General features: G+C 57.1%; 25 protein-coding genes. 17 read left to right on the top strand and 8 right to left on the bottom strand.

Annotation, left to right across the window (positions count from 1 at the left end; translation table 11 throughout):
* Nucleotides 1–38 precede the first annotated feature (38 nt).
* The 6 genes from AB0T83_RS17620 (at nt 39) to AB0T83_RS17595 (ending at nt 5251) form a co-directional block, all read left to right on the top strand.
* Entirely contained in the window at nt 39–491 is a 453-nt protein-coding gene (locus tag AB0T83_RS17620) for a hypothetical protein (protein ID WP_366194539.1), read from the top strand.
* A 639-nt stretch (nt 492–1130) separates the two neighbouring features.
* A complete protein-coding gene (locus AB0T83_RS17615; protein WP_021100681.1) occupies nt 1131–1469 on the top strand; it encodes a DUF736 domain-containing protein in 339 nt (112 codons plus the stop codon).
* Nucleotides 1470–1685: 216 nt separating this feature from the next.
* A complete protein-coding gene (locus tag AB0T83_RS17610) occupies nt 1686–3266 on the top strand; it encodes a hypothetical protein (RefSeq protein ID WP_366194538.1) in 1581 nt (526 codons plus the stop codon).
* Between the two features lie 161 nt (nt 3267–3427).
* A complete protein-coding gene (locus AB0T83_RS17605; protein ID WP_093741784.1) occupies nt 3428–3697 on the top strand; it encodes a hypothetical protein in 270 nt (89 codons plus the stop codon).
* Nucleotides 3694–4011 carry a type II toxin-antitoxin system RelE/ParE family toxin gene (locus AB0T83_RS17600; RefSeq protein ID WP_366194537.1) on the top strand — a complete coding sequence of 106 codons (318 nt, stop codon included), beginning with the start codon at nt 3694–3696 and terminating at the stop codon, nt 4009–4011. The genes AB0T83_RS17605 and AB0T83_RS17600 overlap by 4 nt, the downstream gene beginning before the upstream one ends.
* A 4-nt stretch (nt 4012–4015) precedes the next feature.
* On the top strand, nt 4016–5251 hold the full coding sequence (locus AB0T83_RS17595) for a hypothetical protein (RefSeq protein WP_366194536.1): 1236 nt from the start codon (nt 4016–4018) through the stop codon (nt 5249–5251).
* A 108-nt stretch (nt 5252–5359) separates the two neighbouring features.
* Here AB0T83_RS17595 and AB0T83_RS17590 read toward each other — a convergent pair whose 3' ends face one another.
* A complete protein-coding gene (locus AB0T83_RS17590) occupies nt 5360–5599 on the bottom strand; it encodes a helix-turn-helix domain-containing protein (RefSeq protein ID WP_366194535.1) in 240 nt (79 codons plus the stop codon).
* Between the two features lie 140 nt (nt 5600–5739).
* On the opposite strand from AB0T83_RS17590, the gene AB0T83_RS17585 reads away from it, so the two are divergent.
* From AB0T83_RS17585 to AB0T83_RS17540, 10 genes are all read left to right on the top strand, one after another.
* Nucleotides 5740–6012 (top strand): DNA -binding domain-containing protein, encoded by a 273-nt coding sequence (locus AB0T83_RS17585; RefSeq protein ID WP_366194534.1) that lies wholly within the window; start codon nt 5740–5742, stop codon nt 6010–6012.
* A gap of 131 nt (nt 6013–6143) precedes the next feature.
* Nucleotides 6144–6314, top strand: coding sequence for a transcriptional regulator domain-containing protein (locus AB0T83_RS17580; RefSeq protein ID WP_193142252.1), 171 nt, complete (start codon nt 6144–6146; stop codon nt 6312–6314).
* Between the two features lie 28 nt (nt 6315–6342).
* Nucleotides 6343–6888, top strand: coding sequence for a DUF2285 domain-containing protein (locus AB0T83_RS17575; RefSeq protein WP_366194533.1), 546 nt, complete (start codon nt 6343–6345; stop codon nt 6886–6888).
* 176 nt (nt 6889–7064) lie between these two features.
* Nucleotides 7065–7346, top strand: coding sequence for a helix-turn-helix transcriptional regulator (locus AB0T83_RS17570; protein ID WP_021100692.1), 282 nt, complete (start codon nt 7065–7067; stop codon nt 7344–7346).
* A gap of 4 nt (nt 7347–7350) precedes the next feature.
* Nucleotides 7351–7809, top strand: a complete 459-nt coding sequence (locus tag AB0T83_RS17565) for a DUF2840 domain-containing protein (protein WP_366194532.1) — start codon at nt 7351–7353, stop codon at nt 7807–7809.
* Complete coding sequence (locus AB0T83_RS17560; RefSeq protein ID WP_366194531.1) at nt 7806–8333, top strand: S26 family signal peptidase; 528 nt, start codon at nt 7806–7808, stop codon at nt 8331–8333. The genes AB0T83_RS17565 and AB0T83_RS17560 overlap by 4 nt, the downstream gene beginning before the upstream one ends.
* Nucleotides 8320–9024 carry a lytic transglycosylase domain-containing protein gene (locus AB0T83_RS17555; RefSeq protein WP_366194530.1) on the top strand — a complete coding sequence of 235 codons (705 nt, stop codon included), beginning with the start codon at nt 8320–8322 and terminating at the stop codon, nt 9022–9024. The genes AB0T83_RS17560 and AB0T83_RS17555 overlap by 14 nt, the downstream gene beginning before the upstream one ends.
* 247 nt (nt 9025–9271) lie before the next feature.
* Nucleotides 9272–11029 (top strand): relaxase/mobilization nuclease domain-containing protein, encoded by a 1758-nt coding sequence (locus AB0T83_RS17550; RefSeq protein WP_366194529.1) that lies wholly within the window; start codon nt 9272–9274, stop codon nt 11027–11029.
* A 17-nt stretch (nt 11030–11046) separates the two neighbouring features.
* Nucleotides 11047–13041: a conjugal transfer protein TraG gene (locus AB0T83_RS17545; RefSeq protein WP_366194527.1), complete on the top strand. Its 1995-nt coding sequence runs from the start codon at nt 11047–11049 to the stop codon at nt 13039–13041.
* A 9-nt stretch (nt 13042–13050) separates the two neighbouring features.
* Nucleotides 13051–13470 (top strand): ribbon-helix-helix protein, CopG family, encoded by a 420-nt coding sequence (locus AB0T83_RS17540; RefSeq protein ID WP_366194526.1) that lies wholly within the window; start codon nt 13051–13053, stop codon nt 13468–13470.
* A 246-nt stretch (nt 13471–13716) separates the two neighbouring features.
* On the opposite strand, the gene AB0T83_RS17535 is transcribed toward AB0T83_RS17540, so the two are convergent.
* From AB0T83_RS17535 to AB0T83_RS17505, 7 genes are all read right to left on the bottom strand, one after another.
* Entirely contained in the window at nt 13717–14946 is a 1230-nt protein-coding gene (locus AB0T83_RS17535) for a DNA phosphorothioation-associated DGQHR protein 1 (protein WP_366194525.1), read from the bottom strand.
* Nucleotides 14946–15488 carry a hypothetical protein gene (locus tag AB0T83_RS17530; RefSeq protein ID WP_366194524.1) on the bottom strand — a complete coding sequence of 181 codons (543 nt, stop codon included), beginning with the start codon at nt 15486–15488 and terminating at the stop codon, nt 14946–14948. Before AB0T83_RS17530 ends, AB0T83_RS17535 begins: the two co-directional genes overlap by 1 nt.
* A gap of 123 nt (nt 15489–15611) precedes the next feature.
* Nucleotides 15612–16043 carry a DNA phosphorothioation-associated protein 4 gene (locus AB0T83_RS17525; RefSeq protein WP_366194523.1) on the bottom strand — a complete coding sequence of 144 codons (432 nt, stop codon included), beginning with the start codon at nt 16041–16043 and terminating at the stop codon, nt 15612–15614.
* A complete protein-coding gene (locus AB0T83_RS17520; RefSeq protein WP_366194522.1) occupies nt 16033–18084 on the bottom strand; it encodes an AAA family ATPase in 2052 nt (683 codons plus the stop codon). The genes AB0T83_RS17525 and AB0T83_RS17520 overlap by 11 nt, the downstream gene beginning before the upstream one ends.
* Nucleotides 18081–18272, bottom strand: a complete 192-nt coding sequence (locus AB0T83_RS17515) for a hypothetical protein (protein ID WP_366194521.1) — start codon at nt 18270–18272, stop codon at nt 18081–18083. The genes AB0T83_RS17520 and AB0T83_RS17515 overlap by 4 nt, the downstream gene beginning before the upstream one ends.
* 39 nt (nt 18273–18311) lie before the next feature.
* Nucleotides 18312–20396 (bottom strand): DNA phosphorothioation system restriction enzyme, encoded by a 2085-nt coding sequence (locus AB0T83_RS17510; RefSeq protein ID WP_366194520.1) that lies wholly within the window; start codon nt 20394–20396, stop codon nt 18312–18314.
* Nucleotides 20396–23227 (bottom strand): sigma factor-like helix-turn-helix DNA-binding protein, encoded by a 2832-nt coding sequence (locus AB0T83_RS17505; protein ID WP_366194551.1) that lies wholly within the window; start codon nt 23225–23227, stop codon nt 20396–20398. Before AB0T83_RS17505 ends, AB0T83_RS17510 begins: the two co-directional genes overlap by 1 nt.
* 392 nt (nt 23228–23619) lie before the next feature.
* On the opposite strand from AB0T83_RS17505, the gene AB0T83_RS17500 reads away from it, so the two are divergent.
* Nucleotides 23620–24138, top strand: coding sequence for a hypothetical protein (locus AB0T83_RS17500; protein ID WP_366194518.1), 519 nt, complete (start codon nt 23620–23622; stop codon nt 24136–24138).
* The last annotated feature ends 74 nt before the right edge of the window (nt 24139–24212 follow it).

The raw sequence follows: 24212 nt of genomic DNA, 5'->3' as shown, positions 1-24212 counted from the left end.
GGTGGCGGCGCGATCCTTGTTCTCGAAAGGAGTGCCTCATGTTTTTCTCCACCCTCTTCACGCTGTTCGGCCTCGGTGCCCTCTGCTGGATCCTGTTCAACCTGGCTGTCTACGCCCTGCCCTTCGCGATCGGGCTGACGTCCGGCATGTATCTGTATGAAACGGGCCAAGGCGTTTTTTTGTCGATCATTGCGGGCCTCTTCATCGGCGGCTTCGTCGCGGCTCTGGGGGAATTCGCCTTTGACCGCATCCGTTGGGCCCCGCTCAAACTCGCCATCGGTCTGATCTACGCGGTCCCCGCCGGGATCGCCGGGTTTCATGCGGCAAAGGGTCTTGCCGAATTCGGCAGCGCGGGCACCTTCACCATCACCTTCTTGTCCTGGCTCGGCGCGCTCATTATCGGAGGGACAGCTTGGGCGCGGGTGTCGGGCTGGTCCGAGGTCAACGCCATGTCCGACCCGCATCCGCACAGGTCTTACGACGAACGCTGAACGCCCTGTGAAGCTTGCGCCAGTGCGTGCCGTCCGCCACATCGTCAGCGTGCGCCGCAACCGATTGCTGCAACAGGTCTCGATCCTCACCGTCACCGCAGCGTTGCGGTTGGTCAGGACCGGCTGAGCAAAGCCAGATCACTGCGACCCACGTTGTGGCGCATGGCCCCGGTCGCGCAAGCACTTGGATCGCCGGCAGGCCGAACATCACGGGAGACAAACACAGACACAGCGAGAGGGGGTAATCCCGGAGTAGCTGGGCACGTCCGGGACATGCACCGTCCCACTTGCACGCCAAAACCTGTCTTTGCACGACGCATGCTGCCGGGGTCTTGCGCGGTCCAGAGGCAACCTGTCATCCCCTCTTCCATGGCATGACGCCACGCGTCCCTTGCGGGCCTCTCAGCGGCTGATCTGACCGGGATCGGCTGACGCCTCGACCGCCCTGGCCGCAACGGCTGGTCCGGACTTTCTTCCCCTGGCTGACGCCATTCCTCGCGCGGCAAGAAAGACCGGCCTTGCCGTCCTCCGCTGGCGCTGCGGGCCACAGGGGCTGCGTCGGCGGATCGCCCCGGTCCTGACGATCGCCATCGAGGCCGCGAAGGGCGCGGGCTCGGACAAGCCAAAAGGAGACACGACATGGCCACCATCGGAACCTTCAAGAAGACCGGCAGCGAATACGTCGGCGAAATCGTCACCCTGAGCGTTCAGGCGAAAGCCGTCCGCATCGTCCCCGAGGACAGCACCCCGAACGACAACGCCCCCTCCCACCGCGTCTTCGTCGGCCGTGCCGAGATCGGCGCCGCTTGGTCCAAGCGCTCGACCGAGGGCCGCGACTACCTGAGCCTCAAGCTCGACGACCCGAGCTTCACGCAGCCGATCTACGCCAACCTCTTCGACGATACGGTGATCGAAGGCGGCGAAGAGACCTTCAGCCTCATCTGGTCGCGCCCCAACACCCGCCGCAACGGCGACTGACAACAGACCGCCCCGCCCGGGATTACCGGGCGGGGTGAACTTTGCTCCCGCGAGTTTAACAATGAGCGCTTCGAGGACATGCCTTAACTGACCGGTCCGGCAATTTGCGGCCGTCTGCAACTGTGTCGAGCGCTGCAATGCACCTTCACCACGACTTGCCAGTTGCTATAGGTTGTTCCTGTACCCGACCGACAAGACCACTTGGAGCACGCAAACTTGGACAAGAATAACCAGAAAAGGCCTCCGCTATCATTGCGAGCGGCAAGTGCGACCGGGCGCTCAGCGCTGTTCTTGGCTAAGGTCGCGGGGAAAGTTGGTTGGGCAATCGCCAAGCCTGTGGGGCGGCAGACAGGTAAGCTCGCCGCAAAAGGGGGTAAAGCGGTCAAGGATCACGCGGCTGTAAAATTCGCAGAATTTGAACTTAGGCATACCAAATATACGCCGGAGAACTTTTTCGAAAAAGGCGCAATCTCTCTGGAAGACCTCGTCGATGCGCTGTTGATTGAAAAGCGCGGCACGTCGGCCAGGATTGTTACAGCGCTTTCGGGGAAATTGACCGCGGCAGGTACGACAGCAAGTCTATTTTCCATCGCATCCATTCTCGGAACAGCCAGTACGGGAACGGCCATTTCTTCACTTTCAGGCGCAGCTTTCAACAGTGCCGCGTTGGCGTGGATTGGTGGAAGCGTTGTAACTGGCGGGTGGATTGTCTTGGGTGTAGCTGCCGCTGGAGGCGCCATCGCATATTTTGGATCTCGCAAGCTTGTTGGAAAATGGGCCGGAAAAAGGCGCAAGAAAAAATCCTTGGACCCGCAAGAAGTGCGGTTCGTCGAGACCTGTTTGATGTTGGCAACGGCGTTTCGTGAGCGGGCCAATCAAAACGCCGTTTTAGACCCACTCACCGCTACAACCCTGCAGCAGAACTTAAAATATGATTTCCTCGAACAGTTGGATGTCTGCATCGCCAAAGTCAGCGACTGGCCGAATCTTCCGCTGATGCGCCTTGAAGATCGCAAGGTAGATCTAGTTGAATTGTTCGACGCGTTATCAACGGCGCATGGTCAAAAGCCGTCAGTCAGAAGAAATCCCTCTGCGGCTGCTCCCGTCGCTACAGGTGTCGTATCCGCCACGATATTGAAATTGATGTCGGACACCTTGCCTTCGTTTACGGAAGATGAGGAGTTGGTTCTTCAGGCGCTACGCCGATCGAACAATAGCCTTGCTGATGCCAGTGAGCTTGAGCTGTCAGAATACGTGCAATCGCTATCCGTTGAGCAAATTTCCGGGCTCAAAAACAACGTAAAGGGAATCTACCATGAACTCGCATTTCAGCGGAAAGAGAACTTGGATGGCGACGAGTACATTGTCGAGCTCTTCGGCGACACGAACCATGCTGGCGCTGATGTCCGGATTATCAATGTTGCGACCGGCGATGTTTCCGAGGTTCAACTCAAGGCAACAAAATACGCATCATATGTGCGTGAACACAACGCAAAATACGAAAACATCGACATGCTAGTGACCAGTGAGGTTGCTGGCTCGTCGCCGGATTGGTCTTCTTCTGAGTTCAGCAATGCCAACCTTACAGATGATACGTCGTCGACTTTACACAAGCTCGGTCAAGGGGCCGACGCCGACATTGTTGACAGTATGGGGGTCGCTGCGATGGTGACACTTGCGGCCAATGCTAAGTCCATGTTGAAGGGAGAAGCTCTTTCAACAGAAGCCAAACAAAAAATAATTCAGGACGGAGTGGTTGCAGCAAGCGTTGCTGGATTGGTTCAGCTCATTATCTAACGTCAAAATTCTCTGCCGTATTTACAATGACATAGAAACTCTCGGCCAATTGAAGTGTCATATTTCGAAGGGCAGCGAACGACTACTCTCCGCACTCCCTGAAGAGATTGCGAATCTTCAAACCTTATCGTATATGACTAAGTCATACCCCAGAGGCAATCATGACCGTCAAGACAACCCTCAGCTTTACCGACCGCCACCATCGGTTCCTGACCGACAAGGTGGGCCAAGGCGTCTTCGCCTCGCAAAGCGCGGCTGTGGCGGCGGCGCTGGAGCAGATGATGCGCGATGAAGAGGAGCGCGAGCTGGCCCTTGGCGCGATGGCTGAGGAAATCCGGGCGCGGCTCGACACACCGCGCGCCGATTATGTCTCGGCCGAGGACGCGTTTGCCACCGCGCGCTCCCGGCTGCAGGCTGCGCGCGAGGCGTGAGCTATCGCATCCGGTTCCATCCGACGGTCACGGATGATCTCGACGCGATCACACACTGGCTGATCGACTATGCCGGCCCGCAATCCGCCGCGCGCAGGCTGGACGAGATCGAGGCCACCATCGCCAGCCTCGCTGACCTGCCGCACAGGGGCAGCCGCCGGGACGAGATTGCCCCCGGGCTGCGCGCCATTCCAGCAGGCCGCAAGGCCGTGATCGCCTTCACCGTCGACGATGATGCGCGCGAGGTTCATATACACGCCGTGACTTATGCCGGGGCCGACTGGATCACGCGCAGTAAAGTGCGCAGGCGGTAGCAGGATGGCGCGCAAACCCGTCCACAAATGGGCCTTCAAACCTGGCATGCGCGCAAGCGCTTTCGGATGGCGCGGCTCCGCCAAGGCGACCCAGCGGTTGAAATCGGCCAGCGCGGAAATCCGGGCCGTCAATCGTGCGGATCCTGTCACGGCGGCGGACGGCGTGGTCGCATTGGCCGCGCGGATCTGGCCCGCGTTTGAGCATATCGACACCTCCTCGGGCGCGCTTGGCACCGCCGTGCGCCACACACTTGACGACCTTGTGCCAATCCTGATCGCCGCCCCTGCCGATGAAAAGACACGCGCAAAATGGCTGGAACAGCTGCGCACGGCAATCGAAGACGATGGCGTCGACTACCTCGCGCCCATCTCGGAGCGGTTTGGCGAGATCGCCGTGTATCCCGCGCTCATGACCTTTCATGCCGACAGGGATCTCGCCCTGATCCATAGCGCCTGGTCGGATTGGGAGCGGTATTCCCACGTCGGCACCGCGACCCTCACGCTGTCCAGCCTGCTGGAGGCCGGGCGGTATGACGAACTGCTGGCGCTCCTCGCGGTCAAGAAAACCCGGCTGTGGTTCGATGACAAGTTCGGGGCCGAAGCCTTGCTTCGACAGGGCCGCGAGGATGACGCGCTCGCCTATGCCGAGGCGCTGCTGCAGGCGGACCGCCAGCCATGGGGCCATCACGACATCTGCCGGTTCTGCGAGACGATCCTGGTGCGGCAAGGCAAGGCAGACGAGGCCTATCGCCGGTTCGGGCTGCCCACAGCGAGCGGAAACACTTGGCTGGCGATGTGGCGCGATCTGGTCAAACGCTACCCTGACCGGGATGCCCGTGCATTACTGGAAGACCTCATCGCGCTCCACGGGCGCAAGGGCAAATGGTTCGCCGCGGCCAAGACCGCGACGTATTTCGACATCGCCCTCGACTGCGCTGCCGATCATGAGGCGGCCCCGGCGACGCTCATCCGGGCTGCCCGCGATTTCGCGATCAAGGAACCGACCTTCGCCGCCGATGTCGCTCTGCATGCCATCAGGCATCTTCTGGCAGGCCGTGGCTATGAACCCAGCCCGTTCGACATCGACGAAGCGGTCGATCACCTGATGACCGCCAGCACACGCATCGACCGGCGGGGCTGGGCCATCGCGGCGCTTCAGCGACTGATGGAGACCACGCCCGGGGATGATCTGATGCCACGCCGCCTTGACCAGAAGCTGACCGAACTCAGCGCTGAATAGCGGATTGATCGCTATAGAAGACCATCCTGCCGGGCGCGCTGGGTTCGGCCAATGCCCTGCCCTGATCTTGCACATTTCGACCCAAAAGCTGACTGCCCGGGCGAACGATCACGGTTTTCGGGAACGCACATCGCCTTCAGAGCGTTCTTCGATCAACTGTGCTGGTGCTACATCCAGATGCGCCGCGACCCGCTGAAGAGTCTGCAAGGTGACATTCTGCTGGCCGCGTTCCATGGCGCTGACATGGGCACGGTCGACATCCATCGCCGCCGCCAATGCGGCCTGCGTCAGCCCACGCGCTTGGCGGTAGTGCCTGAGATTACTTGCAAAAACAACGCGGATATCCATCCGCAGCTAAAAAGCCTATCGCGTATTTTGGTGCGACGTATTATAATGCTCATCTGCAACCTGACTGACCGCGATCCGTTCTTGCACAGGCAATCCGATGTGCTTTTATGGACCTTAACGCCAAACGGCGAGGGGGAATCATGTCTGCCACCGGCACCACGCCGATCTCTGATCTCGCACCACAAGGCGATGATCTGACCGACTACGACCACGCACATATGACGCTTTACCTGCGCCTGTTCGACGCCGCTGAAAGCGGTGCAAGCCTGCAGGAAATCAGCCAGATCCTGTTCGGCATCGATGCGGACAAGGAGCCGGAGCGTGCGCGAAAAATCTATGACAGCCACCTCGCCCGTGCGCACTGGATGACCGAACACGGCTATCGCAAGCTGCTTGAGGGCGGTACCGGCTGAACTTTGCGCAATTCGGCCCAGATCGGCGAACACTCGCGCAGGTTGTGCATGTTCGCCATTGGCGTCGTCGTTTTCTTGCACCTCCCGGCTATACTCTTTCCCCATCGAAACCTCTGACGCGGAGCTTCGCCATGACCAGGGATTGGCAAGACGAAGCGGCGTATCGGCATTTCGACAGCCTCGACCTGTCCGGGCTGGCCTGGGAATGCCTGCGCCGCAATTCCGACTATCGCGCGACCTACCCGCAGATGCGGGATGGATTGAGATCACCGGCTGCATGGGGGTTACGATTTCCCGGTTGATCCGGACATCGACGCACCCAAAGCACCCGTGTTCTGGACGCCTTCAATCGCCCCGGCAGCGGTCGGGTATGCTGTGCCGGTCCCCGGCGGCGACACCGCCGCGCCGCAAATCGATGCAGATGATCTGACCGTCATCGGAACGCGGGACGGCTTGATGTATGTGCGCCTCGCAACAGGCGCGTTGCTCGTGCTGGATGCAAAGAACCTGCACCGGCCCCTCGGCATCCTGGTGCCGCTGGACGAGCATTGGACGGCACGGATCAATTCCCTCGAGTCGCTCCGCGCGCAACTGCTTCATCACAAACGATCCCCTCCGCCCCTGACGGCGCAGCAGCGGCGGCGCATCCAGCTTGCATTGCGCACGCTCGACGCGCGCCGGGACCGCGCCAGCTACCAGACGATCGCGCGGCATTTGTTCGGCGCGGAGGCTGTGTCGCGCGAGCATTGGAAGACCAGCTCCCTCAAGGCCCAGATCACCCGACTGACAGCCCATGGCACGCATCTGACCACCAAAGGCTATCGCTTTCTCCTTCTCGGCAAAGGACCCACGGGGCGCTCCAAGCTGCGAAAGTGATCACCCCGCGATCTCCGAAAATCGAACCCGCATCTGGCCCTGCTCCTGTTGGCCTTTGGGGGTGACGTTTTCGCGCCGCGATCTTCGTCATCCCTCCCCACGGCGCTCTTCCGTTTTGATGACCTCCGACAGCCCGCGACGCGCCGTCGCGCGGCCTAGCCACCGGAGATGCTCACATGCCCGACCCAAACGAAGGACTCCCGCCCCGCTACCTCAGAACCCCGGAAGCCGCCCGATTTCTCGGCCTGTCTGGCCGTACGCTGGAAAAACACCGGACCTACGGGACCGGCCCGCGCTATTCGAAAATCGGAGGGCGTGTCGTCTATGCGGTCGACGATCTGCAGGCCTGGGTCACGAGGGGCGAGAAGACCTCGACCTCGGACGAGACCGAAGACCGCGTTCTACCCGCCAAACGCCATGCCGCCGTTTCGCCGGCCTATCTTCGGCGTGGGCGCTGAGCCGATGCAGACACTTGTCCACCTCACCTGGATCGAAGGGCGTATCGAGCGCTGGATCCGTTTCGGTCGGATGGCCGGGGAAACCATCCTGACGCGCACGGAAAAGCGCGTGGCCTTCGCTCCCGGCGCGATCTTCGCGCTCGTCCGCTGGTCGTCGAACGACCACGGCACCGTTGAAAGCCGGATCGACATTCTGCGCGCCGTCGGCGCTGGCGAGCCCTGCTCCACGGTGCCCTGTGTCACGCCAGGCGGAGAGCTTTTGCTGCGCCTCTCCGGCTGGCCCAAGGTCGAGGCGGCGCTGCGGTCCGTCGACATCGTGGAAAGCTATGGCATCGCACCGGAAGATGTCTGCCCCGATCATTGGCGGCACGTCCACAACCGCCTGACCACTGCATTGGAGCCCCGTCCCTACACCCCTGCCCGGCATGCGGCCTGGCTCAAGCGTCGCATGGTGACGACATGAGCGCGGCGGTCCCTCCCCTCCTCGCGGCCGGTTTGTCCCTAGGTTTGCTCGCGGTCGCACAGATCGACCGCGCACCGCGTCTGATCTGGAATGCCTCAGCAAGCGTGCCTGTCGGTCTTTACCTTGTTCAAGCGTCAAACCCGCCATCGCTGGGCGATCTCGTTGCCGTGCGCCTGCCGGAAGACCTGTCATCTTGGTTGGTTGAGCGCGGCTATGTCGGTGCGGATACCTTGCTGTTGAAACGCATCGTAGCCGTCTCCGGCATGACCGTCTGTCGCGATGGTCTCGATATCGCCATCGGCGGCACCGTTGTTGCCCAGGCAGCATCGGATGACCGGCACGGTCGCCCACTTCCCCGTTGGACGGGATGTGTCACGCTCGGCTCGGACGAGGTTTTCCTGCTCGTCGCCGGTGTCGCCAACAGCCTCGATGGACGCTATTTCGGGCCCTTGTCAGCGGACACGATCCTCGGACGCGCCATCCCTCTTTGGACATATGAAGGGGCGGCAGATGCGCAGTCTTGAACGCGGTAACAGCCGTCGGCACGCGGGCGTCACGACCGCGCTTGTACTGATCCTCTGCACGCCGATCACCGTGGCACCGACCGTCGTGATCGCTCAGGACCGCAGTGTTTCTGCATCTGAGCAGCAACCCATCGACATCCATATCGCAGAAGCCGCGCGCAGGTTCGGCATCCCGCAGCCCTGGATCCGTGCCGTCATGGAAGTCGAGAGCGCGGGCAATCCGCGCGCGGTGAGCCACGCGGGCGCCATGGGGCTTATGCAGATCATGCCCGGCACCTGGGCCGAATTGCGCGCAGCCCACCGGCTTGGCGATGACCCCTTCGATCCACGCGACAACATTCTGGCCGGCGCCGCCTATCTGCGGCAGATGTACGACCGGTTCGGGTCACCCGGCTTTCTCGCGTCCTACAATGCCGGGCCTGCACGGTACCAGAACCACCTTGATACCGGACGCGCCCTGCCGCTTGAAACCCGCAATTACCTCGCCATCCTCGCGCCCTTCATCGCCGATGGAACCGACGTCGCGCGGGCAGTCAGCCGCCCGCAGAGGACGCAGGACTGGCGCGACGCCCCGCTGTTCGCGGCAACGGCTGAGACGGGTCAGACCCCCGGCGATGACGCCCAACGGATTGCGTCTGACGCGTCTCAAAACGGCATCTTCGTGCCTCTCAGCCGGGGGCAAACGCCATGATCCGCGGAATCGCACCATTGCGAGGTCTGGAAAGCCCGGTCGCAGGAATGTGCCGGGGCGGGTCGACGCGCAGGGTCTCAACAGAAAGAGCGCGAGATAAAAGAGGTGCCGCAAGCGGACCTCAAGCTGTTGTTTCTCTGCGAGGATTTGCGCCGCACATCCAAGCTGCATGCCGCAGGACTTCATCTAAAATTCTGATTTTGCTATATTCTTTGTGCGGCAGCATGTTCTGCGAGCGAATGCGGCCATGACCGGGCGCGACAATGACCTGCGCATCCGCCCCGGGCGTATCCGCGACGGCGGCAGGACCTCGAAGCAACCCACCCGTTTCGTCAACGAGGTGATGCGAGCAGCGCGAAAGTCGGGGCATACCGGCTATCGCATCGGCGCGGGCAGCACGCGTTCCGGCAACGCCGCTTTCGGGCGCGGACGGTTTGCCCGGACGGCCAAGGGCCTGACCCGCACCTCCCGGCGCGTTGTCGTGAAGGCCCGCGTCGTGCGCCACCAGGGCAAGCGTTTTCGCTCCGCGCCCATGGTCAAGCATCTCGGCTATCTGCAGCGCGATGGCGTCGGTCAGGACGGGCGCGACGCCGACTTGTTCGGGTCTGAACGCGATGACCTCGACCGGGGCGGATTTGCGGCGCGCTGCGAAGACGACCGGCATCATTTCCGGTTCATCATCTCGCCGGAGGACGCGGGCGATCTCGAGCATCTGCGTGCCTTTACCCGTGATCTGATGGCCCGTGCCGAACGGGATCTCGGCACGAGATTGGACTGGGTCGCCGTCGATCACTGGAACACCGACAATCCGCATGTCCACATTCTGGTGCGCGGCAAAGCGGACGATGGCCGCGATCTCGTCATCTCGCGTGACTATATCAGCCAGGGGTTTCGCGCGCGCGCGGAAGACCTCGTACAACTGGAACTGGGACCCCGCAGCGCGCGGGAGATTTCCCAAGCGCTGGAAACGCAGGTCACGGCGGAGCGCTGGACCGATCTCGACCGCGGCCTGCGATCCCTAGCGGACGATCATGCCGGCATCGCCGACCTGCGCCGCGGCACGCCGGAGCCCCGCGATCCGGAGCTGCGCCGCTTGATGATCGGGCGTGCCCAGACACTGGAGAGGCTCGGACTCGCCGAACAAATCGCCCCCGCCGTCTGGGAGTTGAAACCGAATGCCGAAGACACTCTGCGCGAGCTTGGGATGCGCGGCGACATCATCAAACGGATGCACCGCGCCATGGGCGCCGACCGCAACCGCGCGGCGGGTGATTTCGCCATCGAAGACACGCCCACCGCGCCGATCCTCGGGCGGCTCGTGGAACGCGGCTTTCATGACGACCACGCCGGGACCGGCTACGCGATCATCGACGGCGTTGACGGTCGTGTTCATCACCTGCGCTTCCGGGATCTCGATGCGACCGGCGACACGCCGCAAGGTGGCATTGTCGAAACCCGGCTCTGGACAGGGAAGACGGACGGGACACAGCAACTGTCGCTTGTCGGTCGTTCCGATCTGTCGCTGGCCGCCCAGATCGCGACAGATGGCGCCACCTGGCTCGACCGCCTGCATCTTGCCCGAGACCGCGCACCGCTAAGCGGCGCCGGATTTGGCGCGGAGGTTCGCCACGCGTTGGAGCGCCGCTCGGATCACCTTGTCGCCGAAGGCCTCGCCCGACGGCAAGGTCAGCGGGTCACCTTTGCCCGCGATCTGCTGGCCACCCTGCGCAACCGCGAACTGGACGCCATTGCTCAAGACCTGAGCACCCAAACCGGCCTCCCCCGTCACAAGCCGACCGAGGGCGAACCCGTCGCAGGGAGGTTTCGCCAACGCCTCGATCTCGCCTCGGGCCGCTTCGCCATGATCGATGATGGCCTCGGATTTTCGCTCGTCCCCTGGACCCCGCAACTCGAACGCCATCTCGGCCAGACCGTCACGGGCACGATGACGCCCGGCGGCGGGATCGATTGGAGCCTCGGGCGCAAGCGCGGGCTGAGCCTCTGAGCAGAAAGGACATCACCATGAGCCGTCAGGACACGTCATCGGCCACCAAGATCCTCTGGGGCCAGATCCTCATCGTCAGCATCGTGGCGCTGCTCTTCGTCTGGGCAGCGACGCAATGGGTCGCGTTTCGTCTGGGGTTCCAACCCCAGCTTGGCGCGCCTCTCACCGCCCTGTTCGGCCTGCCGATCTACCGCCCGTGGCAGGTCTTCACCTGGTGGTACTGGTACGACGCCTACGCGCCCCGCGTCTTCATGGAAGGAGCTGCAATCGCCGGCGCAGGCGGGATCGCCGCCATTGCCGTCGCCATCTTGCTGTCGGTCCTGCGGGCGCGCGAGGCGAGCGATGTGACGACCTATGGCTCGGCCAGATGGGCAAACCCCAAGGATATCACCGACGCTGGGTTGTTCGCAGACGACGGGGTCGTGCTGGGCCGTCTCGACAAGCGCTACCTCCGGCATGACGGACCGGAACATGTGTTGTGCTTCGCCCCCACCCGCTCCGGCAAGGGTGTCGGCCTGGTGATCCCAAGCCTGCTGACCTGGCCCGGCTCCGCGATTGTCCACGACATCAAGGGCGAGAACTGGCAGCTGACGTCCGGATGGCGGGCGCGGTTCGGGCGTGTCCTGCTCTTCGATCCGACCAATGCGGCCAGCGCCGCTTACAATCCGCTGCTCGAGGTCCGCCGCGGCGAACGCGAGGTGCGGGACGTGCAAAACATCGCGGATATCCTCGTCGATCCCGAAGGCCAGCTCGAGCGGCGGAACCACTGGGAGAAGACCAGCCATTCCCTTCTGGTCGGAGCGATCCTGCATGTCCTCTATGCCGAGAAGGACAAGACACTGGCAGGCGTCGCCGCCTTCCTGTCCGATCCGCGGCGTCCCATCGTCGCCACACTGACTGCGATGATGCGGACGCCCCTTCTCGGAGATCGCCCGCATCCCGTTGTCGCCCAAGCCGCGCGCGAGCTGCTGAACAAGTCCGAGAACGAACGCTCCGGTGTTCTCTCCACGGCCATGTCCTTCCTCAGCCTCTACCGCGACCCCGTGATCGCCGCCGTGACCCGGCGCTGCGACTGGCGGATCGATGATCTGGTCTCGGATGCGCGGCCGCTCACACTCTACCTCGTTGTGCCGCCCTCGGACATTTCCCGCACGAAACCGCTGGTCCGGCTGATCCTGAACCAGATCGGCCGCCGCCTGACGGAAGAATTGAACAACACCAACCGCAAGCACCGCCTTCTGTTCATGCTCGACGAGTTCCCCGCCCTCGGGCGCCTCGACTTCTTTGAAAGCCAACTGGCCTTCATGGCGGGCTACGGTCTCAAGGCGTTTCTGATCGCCCAGTCGCTGAACCAGATCGAAAAGGCCTATGGCCAGAACAATGCCATCCTGGACAACTGCCATGTCCGCGTCGCCTTCGCGACCAATGACGAGCGCACGGCGAAGCGCTTGTCTGACGCCCTCGGCACCACGACCGAACTGCGCGCGATGAAGAACTATGCCGGCCATCGCCTGTCACCCTGGCTCGGGCATCTGATGGTCTCGCGCCAGGAAACTGCCCGCGCCTTGCTGACCCCCGGTGAGATCATGCAGCTACCGTCTGACGACGAAATCATCCTCGTGTCAGGCGCAGCCCCGATCCGGGCACAAAAAGTGCGGTACTTCCGCGATGCGCAACTGACGGCAAGAATCCAAAAGCCGCCTATCGTCGAAGCATCTGCACCCGTCAGCCCCGTGGAAACCGATGATTGGAGCAGTCTTCAGCCAGTCGCACCGCCCCAAGAAACTGGCGTGAAAAAGCCCGCTGACGATGCAAATGGCGGCATCCGACGAGAGCCCGAGATCCCCGAGCATGAAGATGTGGCGCCTGAGTTGCCGTTCCCGCGAGAGGAATTCGCCGCCCTCGAAGACGAACCCGATGACGAGGCCCAACGCGCCCGCGCCATGCAGACCCGCTTCCGCACCGTCGCGCGTCAAGCGGCCCTCGATCCGGATGATGGCATCGATCTGTGAGGTGACGACATGAAGAAAGCCAAGATCACCGCCTATGTCGACGCAGCCCTCTTCGATGAAATCGACGCACTGGCCGCGCGGCGGCGCGTGCCCAAAACCCAGATCATCGAGGCGGCATTGGCGTCGTTCCTCTCCCCCGATGCCGCCGAAAAGAGCGAAGCCGCGATCGTCCGCCGGCTGGACCGCCTGACCCGCTCGCTCGAACGGCTGGAACGAGACCAGGAGATCACGACAGAGGCGCTCGCATTGTTCGTACGCTTCTGGCTGACCACAACGCCTCCGCTGCCGGATGAGACATATTCCGCCGCCAAAGCGAAGGGGAAAGAACGGTATGGTGGGTTCGTTCAGGCGCTCGCACGAAAACTAGGCAAGAACAGAACGTTAGCCAAAGAGCTTGTGGAGATAGTCAATGTTGGTTCAAAGCCATAAGGTGTGCCCCGCACACCGAGCTTTTATTTCGCCAGCTGCCGCAACAACCTGATATTCGACACGTCAACACAATGACGCCCAGGCAATCTGAGCATGAGTGAGGCCATCAAGATGCAAGTCTATGGAATTCGCCATACGACCATCAGCAAAGGGCTGTTCGGGTAATGATTGTGCAAAAACAACTTGCACTCCTTGGCCGCAGAGAATGCTCCATTTTTGGAGGCCACGGCAGATGTTCAGTTTGACTCAAATTCCTATCGCATTCTCAATTTCTTTGCGGATGAAGGTCCGACCAGAACCTGAAGCATTCTGGAATTCGGTTGAGGAGAAATCGATCTTTGTGGCCGGATTTAAAATATCTTCAAAGTAACCAGAGCTTATGTTCCTGTTCTCAAACGCATCCGATGCCAACTTTCGCAGAATGTCGAAAATGGCTTGCACACCTATGGTCCGAAAGATGTAGGAGCCTTCGTTCGCGTTTTCCCAAAAAACGCGGTCTGCCGCTTTTAGATAGTTCAGAACCATCTTGAAGATCACCGCGTCGTTGCCTTCGATGTAAGCGCTTCTCAAGGGAGATTTATCCTTTGGGCCTTCCAAGAGCACGTTTCTGGTATGGGCGTCACCTTCTCGCATTAGATTGGCGTCTCGCTTAGGATTGCTCGAATAGAGCCTCATAATTCCGTCAACCGCAACGGCAGTCGAAATGCGCCATGTGGCTTCAGCGGCAATCTTTTCCAGTCTCGAGTCTCGCTTTGGCGCGACCATGATGCGGCCTCGCAAGGGTGAGTCCATGTCCGTTGCCAGCTTTCGGGCAAAAAAGACGGCCAGCTTGTCTGGTGTCCAATACTCTTCTGGCTCGTCAGAAACGTTATACCCAAACAGCTCAAAAGTTAGACTGCGGTCTACCCTTTTCTGAGTGGAGTTAATAGTTGCAAAGATTTGGGCCTGCAGAGCTTTGGGAAGATCGATGAAGATAGAACAAATTAGGTTCATGCTCCGCAGGGCTTCAGGGCTAGCTTTTGCAAAAGAAAACAACCTGTGTTGACCATCAATCACAGCTGCAAGCTTTGCTTCCGACGGAATAGTCAGTTTGTGACAACCATCATCAGATACCTGGACGCTCCATGCAATGGAGGCAGCGTTGGACTCTTCGCCTTCCTCCGCCGCGATGTCTTCATTCTCGGTTTGGTCGAATCCGGTCTCACGGTCGTAGTTTGCAGCGACGATGATTGAGTTTGGAAAGGCTGCATCAACACGATTAATGTAAGCAGCGATTTCTGACAGGCGCTTGTCTTGAATTACCCTTTGCGTGCCTTCGAGCGAATAACCTACTCCGTCTGCGTTAAGAGACGCACTCATCCTATCGCTTGCACAGACGCGAAGCAAAAGTTCTGCTGGAAGTACCGCAACATAAAAGCTGCCGAGACGCTGATCGACTCGCAACGCGGGTATTGTGAAAGGGAACTGAATATCCATTAATCTACCTTAAACTCGCTCAGGTTGCCCTTTACCGCCCGTGCTGTGTTTCCTCCTGCAGCGGCATCGATGGGAGCGTTTTGATAGGTCAGTTCGTCCCCGTTAGTGAACCACCAAAACCAAACTGCAAAAATTCCAAACCAGACCGCAGCCCCAAGGGACCAGTTAGGATGAACCGGATAAAAAACTGTGATGAGAACTACGCCAAAAAATGAGACAAAACAGGCCAGTAATGAGAAAGAGACCAAAATTTTGTCTGAATTTCCAGTTGAGCTCAAAATCAGCTGGAGCGAAGCCGAGCCGATCAAAGCTGGGAAGAATGTGGACAAAGCGGTGAGCAAGCCTGAATTGTCAACGGATTGTCCCAACTGGCCCTTGATTACTTCAACCCAGATGCCGAGGCCTCCCAAACATATGATTGCCAGTATAACGTAGAATACAAAGGGTACGTTTTTGAACGGTTGCCATGAACGGCGCCAAATCTCGCGCCCCAGATACTGCCAATCACCCAGTTGGTTGGGGTTCGTGTCTTTGCTACTCAATTTGCTTCCTCTCGCTGAATAGCGCGGTTCGGGATGAAACTGCGAAAGAGACTATGCAGCACCAGATCATGATAATGAGGCCAATTTCGACGTGGGCTCGTCCCAAGTTATCCGCAACACTATTCAAAAATTTGCCAGTTCTGTAATGTCGTCAAGTATCGTCTGATCACCCTCTTCCCTATGAATTAGAGAAAGTAGTCCTTCCCGCCAGTCTTGTTTGCCGTCCGAGATTTCACGTTTCATGATCTCAAGACCTCCGTTCGCATATTCTTCAAAGCACAAGACACGCTCGGCTTCGTTCGAAGGCGCAAGCATCTTTGGATCGCTGTTTTCTTCGATCGCAATCATGCTCATGATCGTGCGATCAAAGTCGCCTCTGAATACTTCAAGATCGATTGGTTCAGAGCTCTTCTGGAAGGATTTCCGATTGCCGCGGCGGAAACCCAGAGCAGCCGCGAAGACAAGCGCATCCTTGAAGGTTGGGAAAATACCTTCGTCCCGTAACTCGCTTAGCATTTCTTCGAATTCGGCGGGTCGTCTTATTCTAGTGGCCAAGATAGCCCTCCTCAATCATCGTGAACTCAGGCCCATCTGTACGCTTAACGTAGTCACTATCTTCCTCACGGCCTTTCGACTTTGGGGCGTGATAGACCAAGCTGTACTCTTTCCCGATAAACGGGCGACACTTATCGTCGACTTCTTTGCTCCATTGTGAGTTAGACGCAAAGATAATGACTTGGTCGGCGAGATCGGGAATGTGCTGTGCGATCTTCTCCCGGTATTCGCGATCCAGAGCGCCGAATGGTGAATCCATAATCAGTGGATAAACGCCGCCCTTGAAGAAGGTCGTTTTTGCTTTATTGCGTTCCTTTGCGAGGTTTACCAAGCTTGCAATAAAGCTGAGGCTGATGACCTGGTTTTCACCCGTCGACTTCTCAGAAACGGGCTGCTTCCCCACCCCCGGAACGTCTTTGAATATTCTCAAGGTGTAGTCTTGATCAATTTCCGCATAGAAGTCTTTACGTAGGATACTCTGGAAGGTGTCATTGACTTTGGACGAGAGATGGTGTCGCGTCTCCTCTGCAAGAGCCTCATGAAGACTGTCCACGAGATTCTTGCAGGCTTCTGCAAACTCAAGCTTCTGTCTTGCCAAGTCTTCTTTTTGAGATTTGGATTGGACTTTGTCGATCTCTTTTTTGATCTTGGCCAGGTCGTCGTTCAGCAGTTCGATCGCATCTTTCGCCTTGATGATTTTCAAGCGCTCATCCGCTTGCAGTTGTGTCAGCTCGTTCCGCCGCTCTTCAAGGCGTTTGACATCTTCAATATCAGAAGACCCTAAGCTGCTACTGATCTCGTCGAGCTCTTCAGAAATCGCCTTTAGGCGCTTGTTGTAGTCGCTCTCTTTTGCTGACCAAGTCGAGAGCTGTGCATATAGCCGGTTTCTCTCACGAGGCATTGCTCTTAGATTGCTCACGACATCTGTGAACGCGGCCTCCAGATCCTCGCCAGTTGCCTGATCTCGATAACCTTCGAGAGCAACTCTAGCTTGCGAGCCCTCCTGTAGTTCTGTGCCGCAAATGCACTTTGCATCGTGCAGCAAGTCGTCGATGAAGGTCCGCCTGATCTTGTACGGCAGCTCCCCCCTCTTACGACAATCTTCCAAAACGTTGGAGACAGAGGTAACGGTATCGTTCAGAAAAGCCAGTGCACCAGCTTGCGAGACCAGCTCCATTCTCTCTTGGCTTAGACTCTCAAGCTCGCCTTCGATTGTGCCTCTTTCGTTCTCCAGACTTCGTCTCTGTTCTGCCTTTGCCTTGACATCAGCAATCTGCTCATATGACGCGTTGATGGCATCAAGTTCCGTCTGGAAGCCCTTGCTTGATTTCGTCGCAGTGTCCCGCTCCTGTTTGAGATCGTCTATCTCAGTATTTATCTTTGCCTCTTTCTCAAGAAGCTCACGGTAATCAGCTGAAGCCGTTTCGCTTGCTTCTTTGCGCAGATCCTTGATTACCAAACGACCAAGATGATCACTCGCGCGGTCGATAATCTCCAACCCCATTAAGGTCTTAATGGCATCTCGAATTTCACCAGAAGCAGACACATTCGCAAGTTTTTCGATCCGCTCACCGTTGAAGAAGAAGTACGAGTGCATCTGCTCCGGTATCAATTGATTGATACGATTGGCTGGATTCTTGGCCGTTTCGTACTTGCCACGTTCATCTATCCAAGACAGGGTTGGAACTGATTTTCCGATTGGTTCGGCATCTAGCGCTTTGCCAGTCCGCTTGAATTCCTGTTTTCGGTGAACGGTGTAAGTGGCCTCTTCATGCTCGAATTCAAGCTCAAGACTTAGCTCCGTAACCGCTCCAGGAGCAATTTCAGACAAAGCAAGTTCGTTAAGGATTGTTTGCTCGCCGGTATCAAAATCCGTCTTTCCGTAGAGAACCCATTTGAATGCGTTCAGTAGCGAGGTTTTTCCAGATCCGTTTTCGCCATGAATAACGGTGATTCTTGATGTATCGTCGGAAAGGAACCTCAGCTCACACTCGCCATAGAATTGACGAAAGTTCTTGAGTTTTAGACGAAGTATCCTCACCGCTTTACCTCACGCTCAATGAGTTGCCTGATCCGCGCAGCAATCTCTTTTTCAACGCTACCAGCTGCCCCAATGTTTCGATAGCTCTGATACTCATGCTCAATGGACAAGATCTCATTCACGACTTTTCTCGCTTTTGGAGAGGCGGCTTCAAGAATTTGCTTTGGGGACTTACTGCGCTCGCTCATTCTGAATGCGTCCTTTTGAGATTTCGTGGATTGTATCCGTTAATGGTCGAGGAGGTTGAGGCTCTTCTTAATCTCGGTGATCGCTGAGAGCGCTTCACCATGGTTTTCTGCAAGCGTAGCAAATTCGTTGAACCTCGCCAGTTCGCGTTTCATCAGGGATCGCTCTACGTTGGATGGAGCCTGATCTGACAATTTTTCTAGATCCGGCACAACGATAAAGTCATAGATGTACGCTCTAGTCTTACCTTCAGAGCGCCTAAGTACTCTACCTCGTCTTTGGACAAACTCTTTTGGGTTTGCAGATGAAGCCAAGATGTAAGCAGTTCGCGTCATTGGTACGTCGACGCCTTCATCCAAGCATCGGATAGCGAGCAGTGCTTGTATGTCTCCAGCCGCGAACTGCTTCAGCAATCTCGACCTCTCGTCATTGTTTTCTTCTGAAGTGAACGGGCTTGCTCTCAACCCTAGTTCACCCCCTACCCGCGAAAGAGCAGTATCGATGTACCGCTGACCGTTTTCCTTGCTGTCGCCGCAATAGATCAGAGTATGTGAGACGTCTCCCTGTTGCTTCAAAAGCTTGATTAACTCCGGTAGCTTGTTTCGTGCCTTGCCTACCAAACGGGCTCGTTTGATCAATAATCGGTTCAGCTGTTCTCCCTTATCGCTATCCGGTTTGGCTGCTTGGCCGAAAAGTCTTCCGATGCGTGCAGAGAGCTCTGCATACTCGTCTTGTTCATCATCATCCAAGTGCACAAGAACTGGGTAATAAAGATATCGGCAGAGGTGGCCTCCACTGATCGCCTTATCCAAACCGTAGTCCAAGACGATCTCGCCGAAATACCTCTTGAGACCGTCGGTGCCTTCCTCATCACCGTAGCGGTCCGGCGTCGCCGTTAATCCAAGTCTAAATGCAGCGCTCTCCGGGAGAGCTTTTAGGTTAGATTGCGCACCCAAATTATGTGCTTCGTCACCCACGAATAGGATGTTCCCATTGAAAGAACTTAGAACAGACTGGAACGGCTTGTCTGCCATAGATGCATTAACCGCGATGAGCATCACGTGCTGCGTTGCTTTTGATCGCAACTCATTCAGGCGTCTTTGGCACTCTTCCATCCAGCGATTGACGCCGCCATAGCACAAAATGGGTTCGAACCCGAACTCTTCAGCTTCTCGGGCCCACTGTTCTGCGAGATGTTGATATGGAACCGTAATAACGATGCAAAGTTGACCATTTTTTTGGGCAACAAAATCATTCAGCCGCGTCACAGCCGTTAAAGCAGTCACTGTCTTGCCTGTGCCTGTTGCCATGTGGAGAATTCCACGGCCATTGTTCTTGAACCATTTGCGTATCCCCTCTTCTTGGTAGCCACGTAGGCGACCGTCAGTCAGGAAGTGTTCTGGCACACGAGGAGAACTTGGTTTTTCAGGTGGAAACAATTCGTAGTGCCTGGAGCTATCTCGGGCCGCGCTGACGAACCTTTCAAGATCGGCTGAAGAAGGGTCAAACAGCGCCAAGTTCGGATCGAGCCCTCTCCATATGCGATCAAAGGAACCCGCAATACGGTTGTTTCTTTCTAGGCTTTCGCTTGATGTCCAATCGCAAAAAACGCTGAAAGCTTCCCAATTTGTACCAGCTCCGCCGGTCAAATTATACGACCCTTGGAAGCCGACTCGGTTTCCGAACTCATCAGTGAAGATGCCCTGTTTGGCATGCATGATCCCGGACAGCTTGTTCTTGGGAATGCCAACTTTGAAGGTCAGTACGCCATCATGGAGAAGCCACCCAAGCGCTTCTCGCGTATGTTGTGTAAGATGGTCATAGAGGTCTTCATACGATTGAGAAATGAAGTCTTGGACACGCTGATCTGACAGTTGGCCGTCAACCTGAAGGCTCTTAAAGTCTTCGATAGATATTTCGGGTGAGATCACCCACCTAGCTTTACCGCCGTTGATTGCGAAGGTTGCCATGCCATGAGCCGCATCGCGCAACCACGCGCTACTAAAATATCCGACCGCAATGTCATACTGTTGCGCGCGCTCAAGAACAGGATCGAAGAAATCCGCTACAGGATCATGCTCGCTCGTTGTGACGTAAAAAGGGAGTTTCAGGGTCTCAAGGGACATCAATCAATACCAAAATCCCCGAGTATCATCCCAAGCATTTCTTCTCCTTCTCCCTGCTCGTCTTCCTTGCTTGCGAACAAGTGGTCGAGACGCGTCAGGTCGGGCACACCGCGCGAGTCGAGAGCATCTTGCAGGGCTTCAGCGTTTGGCACGCCCATACCTCCAACCTCTAGAAGTTGATCACGAATCGCTACGTATTTCGCAACCGGTTCGGGCAGCTCATTAATTAAAACGATCTTTTGATCGATGTCGAAAAATATGCGGTTTTTCAGAAAGCTCAGTAGCGGTCTTGTCTGAATCTCGCCCCAAACGGGGCTCAGTACTTCTGAAAGAGCAAATGCCGTCTTTGGGCCGTTTGCCAAAGCGATTGCGCAAGCCAGTGTTAAGTCTGCTTGGCGTTCTTCTTGCCCGATTGCCCGTACAGTCAGGTCAAAGCGCCCTCGACCGACCGAAACCGCCTCAGGCGAATTTTCGAGGCCAATTGATATCGACGTTGTCAAAACATCTCTTCGGCCTTCAAGCTCCTCGGCAATCTCAACAAGTGTCATCGACCGTTGCGCTTCTGTTAGAACGGCTAGCACATCTTCACCAAGGCCGCGGAACTCAGACTTGCTGTCATCGGAAGCAAGACCGATCATCAAGCCCCGCTTGGTCTCGAAGCGCTTGTCGTCCTGCACAATGCCTAGAAGCATGTAAGGCCCAAACGCGATCCCAAAACGTTCAGTCTCTCCCTGAAATAGGCCGGAGAACAAAACTTTAGCGCTTACAAACCCACCGACACTTTCCAGGTGACGAAGCGTGCGGTCTCGAATCTCTTGAAGATCGTTGTCCGTAAGGCTCAGGTTTTCATATAGATCGTATGTTCCTCGCTCAACAATGAGAACTTCCTCCAGCCTTGCTAAAGTGCTTCCGATGTGATGAATGCTCTCGTCTTTAGAAAAAATCTGATGCATTCTGGCTCTGACTTCGTCGCAATGCATGGCATGCCCAGCCTCCCGAAGGATCAGTACGCATCGAACGGAAATTGGCAGTCTCGCATCTGACTCAACAATATCGCCGTCGAAGGTTGCGCCAAAGCGACCCGACAACTCGGCTTTAATCTCTGAAAGCGGATAGTCAGGCAATAAAGACGCAATCCGTGACAAACGGATTGGAAGGTGTTGGTCACGGATTGCGGATACAATCCGCTGCCGAAGTGAACCAGTCAAGTCTTCCGGTTCGTGGCTCATCAAGAGTAGATCTTGTTCTTGCACCCAACCTGCTTCGGTTCGAACACTTTCAGCGTCGAGGAACGCCCTCAAGTCGCCGTACGCCAGGTCGACCGCAAGACGCTCCTCTGCAGTCAGTAACTTGCTTACAGCACCTATCTGTTCATCAGAGACGACTGTCCGGTTCTTGAAGAGCGTTTCCAGCGTTCCTTCTTTCTCTAAAGCAGCAACCAGAATCTTCTTCGTGCGCTTCGTCTCGAACTTTTGCTTTGCCTTCTTCTCGATCTGACGAATGCGTTCTCGGGTCACGTCATAGCTGGTTGCGACCTGTTCGAGCGTTTCGGTCTCATCACGATCGATACCGTACCGTCGTTTCAGGATGTCCCGCTGCCTTTCGTCGAGTGAAGAGAAGGATGCCGCGATGATTGCGGCTACTGTCAACTCTTCGATTGTGGCCATCTCGGAAGCCTTGATGTCTTCAGGTTTGATGTTCCCGAGTTCAACTATGCTCGCAAGCGATGTGCGCGACACAAATTCGCCTCGCAACAAACGTCTAAGGTCGGGTGCAATGTCGCCACCTGCACCACAAATTGAAAGTCGCGCATCGATCAACTTAGACACGATTTCGTCGAGTTGTCCGATGCTCTTTCGTCCGCAGCCGGGCAGCGAACGGATACGTGAGGCTGTTTCGTCATATGTCTTCAGGAACTCTACAAAACTCTTTTGGTGTTCCAACTGATCAATTTTGAGGAGGTTGGCGAGCCTGGTCGGCGGTGACCACTCAAACAGTTCATCAGGATACAGCATTCCAGAAAAGAACATTTCGGCGGCGCGGATCGCTCGTTGGAAGTAGCCATCCTCGTTTGAGATCAGTTCTTGGTCACCTTCAGGATCAGTTGCGCTTGGCACGAAACTGCGCAAAATTTTATCGAGTTCATCTGCCGACTTGCGCCCGAGGTTCGGCAGTTTAAGAAATGCTTGCCGGGAGTGCTCCGGGGCTCTCATGTACTCGCATACAGTGTTGACTGGCAGACGATGCGAGTGTGCTGTGATTGCATTTAATAGGCGAACGGAGCAATCGGCTTCCTGTACGACATCAACGATGCTGTCAGCTTCAGTCTGACGGTCCTGATCAAGTTTGCGCGCGAACTTCCTGACAAGGTCATCAAGTTCCGTTGCGGTCTTTTCGCCAAAATTTTCGAGCTGCCGGAAAGCTTCTCGCGCTGCGTCAGGCGCTCGCATGTAGGCTGCGACCGTTTTTGCAGGCAGTTCACCTTCGGCATTGCGTAACACATTGATGAGACACGTTGATGCGAAACTCTGTATTGCGAGGTCCAGAAGTTGTTCTTCTTCTGGAACATTTTGAGAAGTGGGCCGTTCTAACTGGCGCGACCGGCTGTTAGAAGTGTACGTGGCCGACTTCTTGGAATAGTTGCCATGAAGAGGTTCATCGATGGCCAAGCCTAGCCTCAAGACGGTCAAATCGTCGTCAGAATTTGCCCTAGCTTCTAGCCGTTCATCGGGCGCTGTGTCGTCAACCTTCGCCTCAGCTGTTTCTGTCTGGCTTGCTTCGGTAGTTTCTTCAAGCTGGATGCTTTCAGTTTGGTCAAGCGTTCTAGACACGTTCTCCAACACAAGCACGGGGGCCGGTTTCGAATCCGGACGTGGTTCCGTTGTAGCTACACTTGGTTCAGCTTCAGCTGACCAGATTATCGGGGCGTTCTCAGAGTCGGATGCGGCCAAGCGACTTTGCCCGCCTGTTGCGGCGGCCGAAGTCGTTGGCACAGTCTTCGCTGTTTCCCTGCTCACGAGAGCTTTGAGTTTCTTGCCCAGTCTTGAAAGCATGTTGTCCGCTTACGGCTCCCCGATAACTCACTAGAAAAGCACCAAAAAGAGCCCACTATCCCTTCAATCTACCAATTGAATCCTCCAAACGCTATGTGTTTTGAGGGGAGTAAGTCTACGACCTTGCTCGCAGTGATAGCGGCATTTTCGGAACAGTCCTTGGATGCATAATGAACAGTTCGAGAACCATCTTTCAAGACCAGTTACGGCGGCGAAGTGAACCTTTCGACGCCCTTTGGGCATGCCGCACCAAGGTCTCTGATGGCGCCTACTTGGCGACCCTGAGAAGCCACGCGCTGCGAGTTCTTCGGGTGATCTCCAGTCTTTCAGGAGGAGGCGGCAACAGCTCTGCGTGGGACGGGGTGTATCATAACCTTCATCAAGCACTGTCGCTACAAAGCGTTGGCCTATACACCGACCTGTACGGTGACAGCCAATGGTGTCGCCCTTCGTACGAGTATGACAAGGCAGTTTCTGAGGTTAAGGAGAGGTTCGTCGCCGGCCAACTGGTTTTTCACGGGGCCTGGAACGCCTTTGAAATTGCGGGTGAGGCCCTGTTTTTACATGGGAAAAAACCTACTTCACAGGCCGTCCGTCACAAGCTCGAAAGGTTTGGCCATCGGCCGTTTTTTGGGCTCAAGGAAGCATTGTTCGAGGCGCACTCGCGAGCATGCACTTATATCAACTGAACCGCACCGGGTTTGCCGGAGGCTGATTTGTCTTAGTTACGCGGCCATGTCTGATCTTTGCAGTGCAGCGTAGA

It is taken from the genome of Meridianimarinicoccus marinus, assembly GCF_040689105.1.
Taxonomy (GTDB): domain Bacteria; phylum Pseudomonadota; class Alphaproteobacteria; order Rhodobacterales; family Rhodobacteraceae; genus Meridianimarinicoccus; species Meridianimarinicoccus marinus.
Note: the sequence above shows the minus strand (reverse complement) of the source record. Positions and strands in the feature narration are given on the sequence as shown.

Coding starts and splice junctions, on each gene's coding strand:
- AB0T83_RS17545 (WP_366194527.1), top strand. CDS start 11,047: ATGAGCCGTCAGGACACGTCATCGGCCACCAAGATCCTCTGGGGCCAG.
- AB0T83_RS17565 (WP_366194532.1), top strand. CDS start 7,351: ATGCAGACACTTGTCCACCTCACCTGGATCGAAGGGCGTATCGAGCGC.
- AB0T83_RS17580 (WP_193142252.1), top strand. CDS start 6,144: ATGACCAGGGATTGGCAAGACGAAGCGGCGTATCGGCATTTCGACAGC.
- AB0T83_RS17560 (WP_366194531.1), top strand. CDS start 7,806: ATGAGCGCGGCGGTCCCTCCCCTCCTCGCGGCCGGTTTGTCCCTAGGT.
- AB0T83_RS17515 (WP_366194521.1), bottom strand. CDS start 18,272: ATGAGCGAGCGCAGTAAGTCCCCAAAGCAAATTCTTGAAGCCGCCTCT.
- AB0T83_RS17535 (WP_366194525.1), bottom strand. CDS start 14,946: ATGGATATTCAGTTCCCTTTCACAATACCCGCGTTGCGAGTCGATCAG.
- AB0T83_RS17500 (WP_366194518.1), top strand. CDS start 23,620: ATGAACAGTTCGAGAACCATCTTTCAAGACCAGTTACGGCGGCGAAGT.
- AB0T83_RS17595 (WP_366194536.1), top strand. CDS start 4,016: ATGGCGCGCAAACCCGTCCACAAATGGGCCTTCAAACCTGGCATGCGC.
- AB0T83_RS17605 (WP_093741784.1), top strand. CDS start 3,428: ATGACCGTCAAGACAACCCTCAGCTTTACCGACCGCCACCATCGGTTC.
- AB0T83_RS17620 (WP_366194539.1), top strand. CDS start 39: ATGTTTTTCTCCACCCTCTTCACGCTGTTCGGCCTCGGTGCCCTCTGC.
- AB0T83_RS17550 (WP_366194529.1), top strand. CDS start 9,272: ATGACCGGGCGCGACAATGACCTGCGCATCCGCCCCGGGCGTATCCGC.
- AB0T83_RS17585 (WP_366194534.1), top strand. CDS start 5,740: ATGTCTGCCACCGGCACCACGCCGATCTCTGATCTCGCACCACAAGGC.
- AB0T83_RS17510 (WP_366194520.1), bottom strand. CDS start 20,396: ATGTCCCTTGAGACCCTGAAACTCCCTTTTTACGTCACAACGAGCGAG.
- AB0T83_RS17570 (WP_021100692.1), top strand. CDS start 7,065: ATGCCCGACCCAAACGAAGGACTCCCGCCCCGCTACCTCAGAACCCCG.
- AB0T83_RS17615 (WP_021100681.1), top strand. CDS start 1,131: ATGGCCACCATCGGAACCTTCAAGAAGACCGGCAGCGAATACGTCGGC.
- AB0T83_RS17540 (WP_366194526.1), top strand. CDS start 13,051: ATGAAGAAAGCCAAGATCACCGCCTATGTCGACGCAGCCCTCTTCGAT.
- AB0T83_RS17555 (WP_366194530.1), top strand. CDS start 8,320: ATGCGCAGTCTTGAACGCGGTAACAGCCGTCGGCACGCGGGCGTCACG.
- AB0T83_RS17590 (WP_366194535.1), bottom strand. CDS start 5,599: ATGGATATCCGCGTTGTTTTTGCAAGTAATCTCAGGCACTACCGCCAA.